Raw genomic sequence first — 13,371 nt, forward strand, 5'->3', positions numbered from 1 at the left:
CAAGATAGCAGTCGGAAGGCTGAAATCTGAATCTGAAATCTGAAATTCTAGATAAAATGACTGAAGAAATTGATTTTATATTAGATAGTGCTGAAGAATCGATGTCAGGTTCAATTGCGCACCTTGAAAAAGAATTTTTAAATATCCGTGCCGGAAAAGCAAGTCCTGCCATGTTAGGCAGCGTATTTGTTGATTATTATGGTGCAGCTACACCACTGGGCCAGGTATCAAATATCAACGTGCCAGATGCAAGGACTATTACCATTCAGCCTTACGAAAAAAGTATGCTTCAACCGATTGAAAAAGCTATCCAGATAGCAAATATCGGATTTAACCCAATGAACAATGGTGATGTAATCATCATCAGCGTACCGCCATTAACTGAAGAGCGTCGCCGTGACTTGGTTAAACAGGCTAAATCAGAAGCGGAAGATGCTAAAATCGGAATCAGAAATGTCCGTAAAGATGCCAATACTGATATTAAAAAATTAGAAAAAGAAGGAACTTCAGAAGACATTTGCAAAAGTGCTGAAGATGAAGTTCAAAACCTGACTAATTCTTTTATCAAAAAAATAGACGATCTTTTGGCTGCTAAAGAAGCTGAAATCATGAAAGTTTAATACAATATAACCCTATTTGTATTACTAAATATTAAAATCCACTTAAATAGTGGATTTTTTTATGGAAGTCGATTACTTTTGCATAGTGTAACAAAACTACCATCTATTCGTCTGTTACATAACTTTATGAAGCACCTGACGTTTTTATTTTTTCTTCTTTCGGTTTCGGTACAGGCACAATTTCAGATTTCTGGAATCGTGCGGGATGAAAACACAAAAAATCCGCTCCCTTTTGCTACTATATCCGGCAACACTATTTCAACAGTGACAGATGTAGACGGAAAATTCCTGTTCCAGAACGAGAACCAGACAAATTCTTTTACCATATCCTATATCGGTTATAGTCAAAAAACCATAGCTGTTGATGGGCATAAAAAATATTATGATGTACTGTTGACGCCAAAAGCAGAAAACTTAAATGAAATACTGCTTACTTCAGATGAAAATCCGGCTAATGACATCATAAGGAAAGCCATCAAAAACAAAAAAAAGAACGATCCTCAACAAAAACTGCTGAGTTTCCAATTCAAGTCTTATAACAAACTGATTGTTTCAGCGAATCCTGACTCAATTGACGGGAGCATTGATTCTGTATTTGTAGAACGCTATTCAGGAAAAGAATTCAAGAATGTCGATTCTGCAAGTTATAAATTCAAGAAAATAATCGACCGCCAGCATTTGTTCCAGACGGAAAAAGTATCGCAGTTCCAATTCAACGGCAAAAAACTGAAGGAGACAATTCTGGGCACAAAAATGGCCGGATTTAAAAATCCCATCTACGAGATTATTGCTTTTAACTTGCAGTCTTTTTCAGTATACGATTCTAAATATGAACTTTTTGAAACAAAATACAACAGCCCTATAGCACCCGATGCTTTTAAAGATTACCGTTTCCGGATATTAGATACGGTAAAACTCGACAATCGGGAAACGTATATGATTTATTTCAAACCCAAGAAAAAACGAAAATCTTCGGGATTGGAAGGTGTTGTTTATATCGACAAGGAAAATTATGCCATCGCAAAAGCTATTATGCGAATCCGAGGTGTTTTGGACATTTCTGCTACACACGAATTTGAATATCTTGAAGGCCAGGACATCTGGTTTCCGACGCAAAAAGAATTTAAAATTGTCAAAGGAAAAAATGACGATGACATTCGAATCTTAGGCGGTACCATCAAATTTGAAGGTGATTTCGACAATAACAACACGCATCGAAAAAAAGATGCTTCCGATTTTACCTACCTCCTTTCGAAATCATACAACTTTGAAAGGGAACTTAATGCTCCTGTAAAAATAAGACATGCTGCTATTGCAATCGAAATTAAGGACGATGCTATCAAAAAAGACGACAATTTTTGGAACAGTTATCGAAAAGATAGTCTGGATGTCCGTAGCGAAAGAACTTATTTTGCTTTAGACAGTATTGCCCAAAAAGAACGACTTGAAAAAAAGCTACGTCTGGGAAGAAAAATACTTAATGGCTATGTACCTATTGGACCAGTAGATATGGATCTGCGATATCTATTAAGCTATAATAATTACGAAGGTTTCCGAGTAGGTTTGGGAGGCATTACAAATGAAAAGTTTTCCAATAAATACCGTTTGGACGGCTATACGGCTTACGGAACCAAAGATGGCGATTTCAAATACAGTATTGGCGGTGCGGTGCGTGTTGGTATTTTTTCAAATTCCTGGATTGGCGGAGGCTATACGGATGATGTACGAGAGATTGCGAGTACTTCCTTTGCCATTGACAAAAGGGTTTTTAAAATTTATGATCCGCGGCCAATCAACTTGAGTACCTTCTATAACCATAAGACATGGCGAACTTATATTGAAACGAAAATCCTTCCTAAAACAGAAAGCATCTGGCAGCTTACCCACAGTAGGATTGAGCCAAAGTTCAATTATATCTACACGGTTGATGGCAAATCCTATACAAACTACGATCTGACAACCGCAATGGTTTCCTTGCAATGGAATCCGTTTAGTGATTATATGCAGACTCCTACCGGAAAATTAGAGATTGAAAAGCGCTATCCAAAATTCACATTCCAGTTTACGCAATCCTTGCCAAAAGTTTTTGAGAACGATTTTGGTTTCTCTAAAATTGATTTAAGGGCAGAATATGAAAAGCGCTACCTAAACGGCCAAAGAACAGCATTGTTAATGGAAGCAGGCTATGCGATAGGCGACGTTCCTATTTCGCATCTTTATAACACTTCTCCGAACAGCCTTACAAAGGAAAATCTGATTGAGAGAATTACGATTGCCGGAAAAAACAGTTTTGAGACCATGTATTTTAATGAGTTTTTCTCCAGCAAATATGTGATGTTCCAATTAAAGCATGGCTTTAAAAGAGTAACCGTTTTTAAAGGTATCAAACCTTCGTTGGTACTGGTTTCCCGAATGGCCTGGGGAGATATGGAAAAACCGGAGCAACACATCGGACTTAACTACAAAACTTTACGCGACGGATATTTTGAATCGGGGATAGAACTAAACCAGATTTATAAAGCATTTGGTTTGTCCGGATTTTACAGATATGGGCCTAACCAGTTGGCAAAATTTGAAGACAACCTTTCTATCAAACTTACCGTAATATTGAATCTGGGACTTTAAAGACCGTTTTAAAATATAAAACCTGCTATGAATAAACATAGCAGGTTTTTAGAATTAATAATAACGTAATCTTTATAAGTATAATCCAAACGCAAAAATAAAACTTTAAAACTTTTATGGCTTAATAATTAACACAGAAGGTGTATTATTTAACCAAACACTCTGAGAGTCAACCAGTTTTTTCCAACTGTCAAGACTAATAATCATCAGGTCTTGTTTCTCTAAAAATTCTTTTGTCATGGTTTTTTCACCTGACATGGTGATATGGTTCGGAGCAATTTGCTCTATAGCACGTATGCTCTCCTTTATTTCTGAATTGTTTTTTATTTCTCCTGTCGGATCCAATACTGTTACCTGCGAACCGTTATTGTGAATCAATTTTTGCGCATATTCAATCAGGAATCTGTCTTCTACAGAAAAAAGCGGCATAAAAACCTGATCGATTTCATCTAAATTTTTATCAACCAGAATACCAACCGGCATCTTACTATAAGCAATAATATGGCGTGTTCTCTCATCAAAAGGAGAATTTTCAAACAATCCTTCTTTTCCGGTAAATTTATCAATAAGCCTGTCTGGGTTTATGATTCTTGTGGTATATCCCAATACTCTTCCCAACAAGGTTCCTTCAAAAATAGACTGTCCCAAACCTATTAACAGCAGGTCAAATTCGCCCTGGTTTGCAATCTCGGTTATATCCGAATCAATATCTACCGATGCTTTAAAAAGTGTAATGATTTTTTGATCCAGATTTTCTGCTTCATTTACAATTGGTTTGAAAACTTCCTGCTCATAATGGCTGGCGTCAAATCCGTGCAATTCGTTACTGGAAGACAAGTGCATTGCCGTAACTATCGCATTGCCATTTTGTTTTCTTACCAAACTGTTGGCAACTTTCAATAAAGAGATTCCTCTATCCGGAATAGCAAAAGAAAGCAATATCTTATATTTTATCTTGTTGCTTATCGTTTCCGGAATAATTGAGTTTTTAGTCTTGAAAATAAAGTTAATCAAATCTAAGGCCGGGCCTGTCATAAAAGTCGTTACCAAGGCCATGATTACCATCATCGTAAAAATCATAGGAGAAAGTACGCCTAGTTCATAACCGATGTTAAGAACGATTAATTCCATTAATCCTCGGGTATTCATCAGTGCACCTATATATAAACTGTCTCTCCAGTTTTGTCCCACAAATTTTGCAGCCAACGTACTTCCCAAAAATTTTCCGGCTACCGCCACAGCTATAATCAGTCCTGTAATTTTCCATAAATACGGATCATCCAAAAGACCGATTTCTGTTCTTAATCCCGTAAATACGAAGAATAACGGAAGTAATACAATCAAGGCGACATCTTCTACTTTTTCGATAAAGATGCTTCTGAATTTGGCACTTTCCGGCATGATTACACCTGCCATAAAAGCTCCAAACAATGCATGGATTCCGATAACTTCTGTCACATAAGCCGAGATAATCAAAGTCAAAAAGAAAATCGCAACTACCGGTTTACTTAATGTCTTTCTGGAAGAATACAGGTCACCTACTCTTTTTAAGAATGGTTTTACTACTATAATCATCAGAAAAACATAAGCAACAGCCATCGCAATAATATACAAGGAACTCACAAAAGATCCCGCTTTTACAATTGCAATAACAGCAGCCAGAATACACCAGGCCGTGATATCGTCAGCAGCCGCACAGGTGATTACGATGCTTCCCAGTTTTGTTTTGTGGATGCCTCGTTCCTGAACGATTCTTGCCAAAACCGGAAATGCCGTGATACTCATCGCAATACCGCAGAAAAGTGCAAACGACAAAAATTCGATACCTTCAGGAGCAAAAGAGTCATACATAAAATAAGCCAACCCGATTCCCAACGTAAAAGGGAAAATAATACTGGCGTGGCTAATTACTACAGCATCATGTGCCTTATTTCTTAGAACTTTCAAATCCAGTTCCATCCCGATAACAAACATGAAGAAAATCAATCCGATCTGGCTTAGGAACTGCAAATTTCCAAGAGAAGCTACTGGGAAAATCGTTTCTTTAAACTCCGGAAAGTACAATCCTAGCAAAGAAGGCCCTAAAACAATACCGGCAATAATTTCACCAACAACTGATGGTTGTCCAATCTTTCTGCAAATCCACCCAAAAAATCGGGCCACTAAAATGATGGTAAGTATCTGGGCCAATAAAATTGCCAGGGGATGCTGCAAACTGTGCTGCATAGAAAGAATAAATTCTTCCCACTGCGTTTTATCTGAAGTTTTTTCAATTATTGTTCTTCCATGTTCCAGATGTTTTCCTTTATCCAGAAACCAATAGATTATTGCGGAAAAAACAGCTATCAGAAGAACATAAAAAATTGAATTTTTGTGCTTTTGCATGAGGTAAGTAATTTGTTGTTGCAAATATCTGTATTGAAAATCTCTTACAAATTGATTTTGTAAAATACTTTGGGGCTATTGTAACAAGAAGGAAAAATTTTGTAATAAAACTCAAATATTGACTTTACACAGGAAGTCCGAACGGTAAATATCGCTTAAAAACAACACCAGATTCTTTCCGTTTTTATCCAGAATTGTAGCCGTAATTTCGTCATGTGCAAAGAATTTTACCACCTTCATGGCAATAATTTCTTTCTTATTGATTCTGCAAAAATCGGCTTTAGGCAAATGAGAAAGCAATTTGGCAAAAGTGATGTTCTTCAACAAAATCACATTCCCATCCTTCATCAATACTTCTTTGTCACGACTATCTGTTTCCGAAGGCTGTATGTATAAGATCTGGTCAAAAAACAACAATGCTTTTCCTTTATCAGTATTTAACTGAACAAATTTCTTGTTTGTCGCTTTTTTATTAATTTTTTCCAAAGCCTTAGCTACTGCTTTCTGCAATCGTTCTTTCTTTACCGGTTTGGTAATATAGTCGATGGCTTCTATATCAAAAGCATCGGCAGCATATTCTTTGTAGGCTGTCGTAAAAATCACCATCTTATCTTTCAACAAGTTGGCAACGCTGAGGCCGTCAATTCCGGGCATTTCGATATCTGTGATGCACAGGTCAAAATCAAGGCTTCCCATTTCGGCAAGCAATTTTTCAGGATTGTCAAAAGCTTTCACAACTTCCAGTTCCGGAATCTGTTCGCAAAGCATTTTGAGATATGTCAATCCCGGCAATTCATCGTCCAGCAGCAAGCATTTGAGCTTTGTATTCAAGTAAGTCTATTTTTAGGTGAGCAATATAAACATCATCCTCGATAAATTTATCGAGCTTGTAATTATTATTGTAAATTATTCTAAGACGCTGATCTAAAGTATTTGAACCTAATCCACTGTTATCTTTTTTTAAGGATCTGTGGTCTGATATCTTATTGGAAACGGTAAGGTAAAAACAGCTATCGCGAAATTCAAATACGATAGAAATAAAAGCATCCGGACTTTTTAAATCAGCATGTTTAAACGCATTTTCAATCAAATCGATAGAAATCATAGGCGCTAAAATTGGCTGTTCATAAAGCAGTTCACCTTCTTTTATTTTAGTTTTCACTTTCAATTCAAAAAGCGGACTGACCTTAATTTTGTTGATTTCAATCAGGTTTAACGCAAATTCGATTTCTTCTCTTGGTGAGACAAATTTTTTCTGGCTTTCATACAAAATATAATCCAGGACATTTGCCAGTTTGTCAAGCGCATGATACGTCTGATAAGCATGCGATTGGATCGAATTCAATATATTTTTAAAAAGATGCGGATTTAGTTTCGATTCCAAAGTTTCCAATTTCAGCCCATTGACTTTCACCTCCAGCGTATTGTATTTTTCTTCAAATTCTCTTCTTTGGGCTTTAGCCTTTTTTAATTTGTAAACAAGAAAAAATACGAGAGCCACGAGAATTATGATAAACACAATCCCGATGACATACAGCGTATCTGAGACCAAAATATTGGTTTTCATTTTTATTTTTTTGTAAAATTAGATAAAAAAACGGGATACAGACTTGGTAACGTAATAGGCATCTGTGGACTAAATTTTTTACTATCTTTGCGTTCTGTTTTTCAGAGCGAAAAGCCTATCTTTTGGCTCGCAGAAATAAATCAAAACTATTTTATAACATTAAAAATGAAACACACAAAAGTTAAGGAGCTATTGAATAGTGCTCAAACATTGCAGGAAGTTTATGTAAAAGGCTGGGTAAGAACATTCAGAAATAATCAATTTATTGCTTTGAATGATGGCTCGACTATAAATAATATCCAATGTGTGGTTGATTTTGAAAATACTCCGGCTGATACGCTAAAACGTATCACTACTGGTGCTGCTGTAGCTTTAAAAGGTTCTTTGACAGAAAGCAAAGGTGCTGGTCAGAAATATGAAATTCAGGTTCGTAGCCTGGAAATTTTAGGTGATTCTGATCCTGAAAAATTCCCGATGCAGCCTAAAAAACATACGCTTGAATTTTTGCGTGCCAATGCTCACTTACGTGTAAGAACCAATGCTTTTGGCGCTATTATGAGAGTGCGTTCGGTATTGTCTTTTGCCGTACACCAATATTTCCAGGAAAAAGGATTTGTATATGTAAACACTCCGGTTATTACGGGAGCTGATGCAGAAGGTGCTGGTGAAATGTTCCAGGTGACCTCATTGCCGTTAGACAATCTGCCAAGAACAGAAGAAGGCCATATCGATTATAAAAAAGATTTCTTCGGTAAGCATACCAACCTAACCGTTTCCGGACAGTTAGAAGGTGAAACTTTTGCGATGGCTTTAGGGCAGATTTATACTTTTGGACCTACATTCAGAGCTGAAAACTCCAACACTTCCCGTCACTTGGCGGAATTTTGGATGATTGAGCCAGAAGTAGCATTCAATGATTTGGATGACAACATGGATTTGGCCGAAGATTTTATCCAATATGTAATCAAATACACAATGGATAAATGTGCTGATGATTTGAAATTCCTGGAAGGCCGTTTATTGGAAGAAGAAAAATCAAAGCCGCAGGCAGAAAGAAGCGAAATGACTTTGCTTGAAAAATTGAACTTCGTTTTAGAAAACAATTTCAAACGCGTTTCTTATACAGAAGCTATCGATATTTTAAAGAACTCAACTCCAAACAAAAAGAAAAAGTTCCAATACATTATTGAGGAATGGGGAGCTGACTTACAATCCGAACATGAGCGTTTCTTAGTTGAAAAGCACTTCAAATGTCCGGTAATCCTTTACGATTATCCAGCAAACATCAAGGCGTTTTACATGCGCTTGAACGAAGATGGAAAAACAGTTCGCGCAATGGACATCCTTTTCCCAGGCATTGGAGAAATTGTAGGAGGATCGCAGAGAGAAGAACGCTACGATGTTTTGGTTGAAAAAATGAAAGTATTAGGCATAGACGAAGAAGAACTTTGGTGGTATTTAGACACCAGACGTTTTGGAACAGCAGTTCATAGCGGTTTTGGTCTTGGTTTTGAAAGACTAGTACTGTTTGTAACCGGAATGACAAATATCAGAGACGTAATTCCTTTTCCTAGAACTCCTGGAAACGCGGAATTTTAAGAATCTCCTCAATATCACAACCCTACCAAAAATGGCACAAGTTTATCTTAACGTGTGCCATTTTTAGTTGAAAATGTTTAAATTTGAACTATAAATACCAAATAACTCAATAGATGCTTAAGCAGTTTTTACAACTTAAATTGTCCCAGAAATTATCTCCACAGCAAATCCAGCTGATGAAGCTAATCCAATTGCCTACGCAAGCTTTTGAACAACGATTAAAAGAAGAAATGGTTGAAAATCCGGCATTGGAAGCTGGGAAAGAAGAGGATGAATACGAAAGAGACGAATTCGAAAATGATGATTATGACGATTATGATGAATTCGAAAATGACAGAATAGATGCTGAAGACATCAATATCGATGAATATTTAAGTAATGACGAAACGCCTGATTATAAACTACAGGCAAATAATTATAGCGATGATGATGAAGACCGTAGCATGCCTTTTGCAGCACCAGTGAGTTTCCATCAGGACCTTATCAATCAGTTGAATACTTTTATACTGAATGATGAGGAGCGTGAAATCGCAGAATTTTTAGTGGGAAGTATTGATGATATGGGTTACATTCGAAGAAGCGTTCCTGATATTGTTGACGATATGGCATTTACTCAAGGAATTTATACCGATGAGAAAAATGTGGAAAGAATCCTGCATATCATCCACGAATTAGAGCCTTCCGGAGTGGGCGCGCGTGACCTGCAAGAATGTCTTTTACTGCAACTAAAGCATAAAACACCTACCGAATCTGTTGATTTGGCTATTGATATTTTGGAAAATCAGTTCGAATCTTTTACCAAAAAGCATTACGACAAATTGCTCCAAAAATATGGCGTTTCTCAAGACCAACTGAAAAAAGCAATTGATGAGATAGAAAAGCTGAACCCAAAACCGGGCGGGGCTTTTACCGGAAACAATAAGATGATTGAACACATTGTTCCTGATTTTACTATCCGTATTGTTGATGGCGAACTGGAATTGACTTTAAACGGACGAAATGCTCCAGAGCTACACGTTTCTAAAGATTATCAGGAAATGATGCAGACATACAAAGCATCACGTGACAAATCAAACCAACAGAAAGAAGCCGTGCAGTTCATCAAGCAGAAATTGGATTCTGCCAAATGGTTTATTGATGCTATTCGTCAGCGTCAGGAAACTTTATTTGTGACGATGAATGCCATCATGCATTATCAGGAAGAATATTTCCTTGACGGTGATGAAACCAAGTTGAAACCGATGATCCTAAAAGATATTGCAGACATGATTGGTCTTGATATTTCTACGGTTTCGCGTGTGGCAAACAGCAAGTATGTAGAAACTCCCTATGGCACAAAACTGATTAAGGAATTCTTTTCTGAAGCCATGAAAAATGACCAGGGCGAAGATGTCTCTACATTGGAAATCAAGAAAATATTGCAGAACGTCATTGAAGAAGAAGACAAGCAGAAACCGCTTCCTGACGATCAATTGGCCGAAATATTAAAAGAAAAAGGTTATCCGATTGCCAGAAGGACGATTGCAAAATACAGAGAGCAATTGGATATTCCCGTAGCACGAATGAGGAAGAAAATATAGCTAGTGAAAAAACTGCTTTCTATAGTTTCCTATGTTTTCCATCCGATGTTTATTTCGGTATATGCAGTCCTGCTCTATTTTTTCCTGACCGACCGATACCATCCCTATCAGGAAATCTTTTTGGTTACAATCCAGGTCATCATCCTGACTATCCTGATTCCGGTTTCGATATTTTATTTTCTGATGACCTTGGGCAAAGCCAATTCATTTATGCTTTCGGAGATTTCACAACGAAGAATTCCATTGGTTGTAAATGTGATACTGCTTTATATCCTGATTACGAAAAGCATCCGGATTGAGCTTATTCCTGAGCTTTATTACTTTTTCTTTGGAGCTTTGGTCAGTACGATTCTTGCTTTCCTTTTTATTTTTATCAACCTGAAAGCAAGCATACACATGATTGCAATTAGCGCGATAACTGTTTTTGTAATCGGATTTAGCCTACACACCCAAACCAACCATCTTTATCTGGTTGCATTTTTCGTGTTGCTCAACGGAATAGTGGCAACATCAAGATTGTCGATGAAGGCTCATGACACCAAAGAGTTGATTGCGGGCTTTTTGTCGGGAGTACTGCCTCAGATAGCGCTTCTTTATTTCTGGCTATAGGATATAAAACATCAGTCCAATATTCACGGTATTCATATCGATTGATTTTCCATCAATTTTTGCTTCTGATTTGAACAGTGAATTTAAGCCATAATAGGCATGGAAGTTCCATGTATTATAACCGAAAGAAATATAGGCTCCGTATTGTAGCTTATTAAAATCGTCATTGCCAAAAATCCTGATTTTCTCATTTCCCTGGACATATTTTGATTTGTTAAGCACTAAATAACTTAGCTTAAATCCTGTATAAATTCTCCAAAAACGGTGGCTTTGGATTGTTGAAGTTCTCCATCTGAATTCGATTGGCAGGTCTATGTAATGAAGTGCAAATTTATTCTTATCAAAATTTACTTCATTTTCATTGACTACCTCATAAAAAGGCTTTCCATCAACTTCAGTGATTTTTATATTCTGTCTGTAATCATTCATCGAATAACCTAAACCAATTGCTACAGCAACATTCCTTCTTTTGTTCAACGGAAAATCTCTTAAAAAACCGATATGAAGTCCCGAGGAGAATGAGTTTTGGCTTACGCCGTCTGGTCTCTTCTGCAACAAATCATACGTCAGCCCAATATAAAACTGATCTTCCCTGTATAAGGAGTCGATTACTGTTACCGTAGCGTTTATAGAATCTTTTTTTCTTTTTTCATCTTCCACTACACGGATATCGGTAGTTTTATCATTGCTTAAAACTTCCTTGATGCGTTCTTGTTCTTCTTTTTCCTGTGCCTCTTTAATCTGCTTGTCTTTCACAGGATCCTGGGCAAAAGCGCTTAAAGAAATCAAGAATATAAGGATGCTAAAGTACTTTTTCATAGATAGGACTGTTGTGCAAATAAAAGTAGTAAAAAAAGACAACTTTTAGGTTAGCATTTTTGAAGGCAAAAAAGAATTTGAACATTTATATAATCCACCAATATACAGCCATTTATATTTCCCTTTTTAAATACCTATACGACTTTCAATAAAGTATTGCGTTGCGCAAATACACTCAAATTAATTACCATCTTTACTATAGAGGCTCAAATTATTCGCCGAAAGCCTTTCTTCCAGCCATTTCCTAAACCTCTCTTTATCTTTCTTGTCCAGTTTTGCAGAAGTTTCATAAACAACCGCCGTTATTGGGATGATACTGTCTTTTTGAATAGCAATGTTGTTTTTGTAAATGCCTATGGAAGTAACCGAAGGAAAAAGCGCATTGGTTTCTTTTAAGATTTGGACATTATCAAAACGCATATCTGCGAGTTCTTTTTCAAGTTTCATAATTTTAGCATCCTTGCCATCCACTTCATTTTCACTGCTTCGTATTTGGTTAAGTATATCACCTTTGAGGGCCGAGAGCCTGTCTGTGCTGTCCTGCCGAATAAGAAGTTTGCCATCTTGCAAATATTTATTCTTTACAAATTCTTTTTGAAGTTCGTTAAGTTCAGCCTTGTCAAATTTTTTAGACAAAAAAGCCAGTTCAAGTTGTTTTCTTCTGGAATTATATTCGGTCTTTTTATAGATAACCGTATAACCCTTGTTTGTGAATTTATTTTCAATAAATATATCGGCATTTTTCTTGAATTGTTGTTCTCTGTATAGCGTATAGGCAAGGTAGCTGCTTGGAATAATCATAATCGCGATCAGAAAAGAAATAGTATACTTGACCTGACGCTGTTGTTTTTCATCTACCTGTTTTACCGCAGGATAGTTAAGATATTTTATAATCAAAAAGGTAGCAAGTCCTATAAAGACGCAATTAATGCAATACAGATAAAAAGCTCCTAAAAAGAAAGACCATTGTCCGGTTGCTATACCATAACCCGCTGTACAAAGAGGCGGCATCAATGCCGTTGCAATTGCAACACCAGGTATTGGATTACCTTTCTCGACACGGGTTACCGCAATAACACCTACGAGTCCACCAAAAAATGCAATGAGTATGTCATAAATATTAGGTGCCGTCCTTGCCAAAAGTTCTGACTGAACATCTTTAAACGGACTTAAAAAGAAATAGAGCGTAGAAACCGTAAGGCTAACCACAGTAGCGATTAACAGGTTTTTCAGCGATCTTTTTAGAAGTCCAAAATCATAAATTCCCAATGCAAAACCCGCACCAACAATTGGTCCCATAAGAGGCGATATAAGCATGGCTCCTATTATGACAGCGGTCGAATTCACATTCAGCCCAACCGATGCAATGATTATGGCACAAGCCAAAATCCAAAGATTGGCTCCTTTAAAAGAAATATTTTTCTTTATACTTTCGAGTGTCTTTTCCCGATTATCTTCTCCATCACTCAGGTTAAACAGGGTCGTAATATTCTTCATATCCCTTATTTTTAGCATAAGGTACTCAATTTAATTTTAAAGTCAAAATAGAGTAAAAAGGGAAGAACCG

Annotated in this window: 10 protein-coding genes; 5 read left to right on the plus strand and 5 right to left on the minus strand. The window is 36.8% G+C overall.

From position 1 onward, the window contains the following. Window positions 1-56 precede the first annotated feature (56 nt). Both frr and ABH942_RS07535 read left to right on the plus strand, forming a co-directional pair. Entirely contained in the window at window positions 57-620 is a 564-nt protein-coding gene (frr, locus tag ABH942_RS07530) for a ribosome recycling factor (RefSeq protein ID WP_370030682.1), read from the plus strand. 126 nt (window positions 621-746) lie between these two features. Beyond that, the gene (locus tag ABH942_RS07535) at window positions 747-3,245 is read left to right on the plus strand and encodes a DUF5686 family protein (RefSeq protein WP_370030684.1); all 2,499 of its coding nucleotides are present in this window, start codon (window positions 747-749) and stop codon (window positions 3,243-3,245) included. 114 nt (window positions 3,246-3,359) lie between these two features. On the opposite strand, the gene ABH942_RS07540 is transcribed toward ABH942_RS07535, so the two are convergent. From ABH942_RS07540 to ABH942_RS07550, 3 genes are all read right to left on the minus strand, one after another. Beyond that, window positions 3,360-5,630 (minus strand): cation:proton antiporter, encoded by a 2,271-nt coding sequence (locus ABH942_RS07540; RefSeq protein WP_370030686.1) that lies wholly within the window; start codon window positions 5,628-5,630, stop codon window positions 3,360-3,362. Window positions 5,631-5,741: 111 nt separating this feature from the next. Next, window positions 5,742-6,461, minus strand: coding sequence for a LytR/AlgR family response regulator transcription factor (locus tag ABH942_RS07545; RefSeq protein WP_370030688.1), 720 nt, complete (start codon window positions 6,459-6,461; stop codon window positions 5,742-5,744). Next, a complete protein-coding gene (locus ABH942_RS07550; protein WP_370030690.1) occupies window positions 6,424-7,197 on the minus strand; it encodes a sensor histidine kinase in 774 nt (257 codons plus the stop codon). The genes ABH942_RS07545 and ABH942_RS07550 overlap by 38 nt, the downstream gene beginning before the upstream one ends. Before the next feature lie 165 nt (window positions 7,198-7,362). Here ABH942_RS07550 and asnS point away from each other — a divergent pair, with 165 nt between their 5' ends. From asnS to ABH942_RS07565, 3 genes are all read left to right on the plus strand, one after another. Beyond that, on the plus strand, window positions 7,363-8,796 hold the full coding sequence (asnS, locus tag ABH942_RS07555) for an asparagine--tRNA ligase (RefSeq protein ID WP_370030692.1): 1,434 nt from the start codon (window positions 7,363-7,365) through the stop codon (window positions 8,794-8,796). A 113-nt stretch (window positions 8,797-8,909) separates the two neighbouring features. Then, entirely contained in the window at window positions 8,910-10,376 is a 1,467-nt protein-coding gene (gene rpoN, locus ABH942_RS07560) for an RNA polymerase factor sigma-54 (RefSeq protein WP_370030694.1), read from the plus strand. Between the two features lie 3 nt (window positions 10,377-10,379). Then, window positions 10,380-10,985 (plus strand): hypothetical protein, encoded by a 606-nt coding sequence (locus ABH942_RS07565; protein ID WP_370030696.1) that lies wholly within the window; start codon window positions 10,380-10,382, stop codon window positions 10,983-10,985. Here the strand turns inward: ABH942_RS07565 and ABH942_RS07570 are convergent. Together ABH942_RS07570 and ABH942_RS07575 are read right to left on the minus strand one after the other, a co-directional pair. Continuing rightward, on the minus strand, window positions 10,980-11,804 hold the full coding sequence (locus ABH942_RS07570; protein WP_370030698.1) for a porin family protein: 825 nt from the start codon (window positions 11,802-11,804) through the stop codon (window positions 10,980-10,982). The genes ABH942_RS07565 and ABH942_RS07570 overlap by 6 nt on opposite strands. 180 nt (window positions 11,805-11,984) lie before the next feature. Beyond that, a complete protein-coding gene (locus ABH942_RS07575) occupies window positions 11,985-13,301 on the minus strand; it encodes a DUF389 domain-containing protein (RefSeq protein ID WP_370030699.1) in 1,317 nt (438 codons plus the stop codon). Window positions 13,302-13,371 lie beyond the last annotated feature (70 nt).

The sequence above is a fragment of the Flavobacterium sp. 28YEA47A genome, assembly GCF_041262125.1.
In the GTDB taxonomy this organism is placed as follows: domain Bacteria; phylum Bacteroidota; class Bacteroidia; order Flavobacteriales; family Flavobacteriaceae; genus Flavobacterium.

Excerpts from the sequence above, each read along its gene's own strand:
- rpoN (WP_370030694.1), top strand. The coding sequence starts at position 8,910 with ATGCTTAAGCAGTTTTTACAACTTAAATTGTCCCAGAAATTATCTCCA.
- asnS (WP_370030692.1), top strand. The coding sequence starts at position 7,363 with ATGAAACACACAAAAGTTAAGGAGCTATTGAATAGTGCTCAAACATTG.
- ABH942_RS07540 (WP_370030686.1), bottom strand. The coding sequence starts at position 5,630 with ATGCAAAAGCACAAAAATTCAATTTTTTATGTTCTTCTGATAGCTGTT.
- frr (WP_370030682.1), top strand. The coding sequence starts at position 57 with ATGACTGAAGAAATTGATTTTATATTAGATAGTGCTGAAGAATCGATG.
- ABH942_RS07535 (WP_370030684.1), top strand. The coding sequence starts at position 747 with ATGAAGCACCTGACGTTTTTATTTTTTCTTCTTTCGGTTTCGGTACAG.
- ABH942_RS07550 (WP_370030690.1), bottom strand. The coding sequence starts at position 7,197 with ATGAAAACCAATATTTTGGTCTCAGATACGCTGTATGTCATCGGGATT.
- ABH942_RS07575 (WP_370030699.1), bottom strand. The coding sequence starts at position 13,301 with ATGAAGAATATTACGACCCTGTTTAACCTGAGTGATGGAGAAGATAAT.
- ABH942_RS07570 (WP_370030698.1), bottom strand. The coding sequence starts at position 11,804 with ATGAAAAAGTACTTTAGCATCCTTATATTCTTGATTTCTTTAAGCGCT.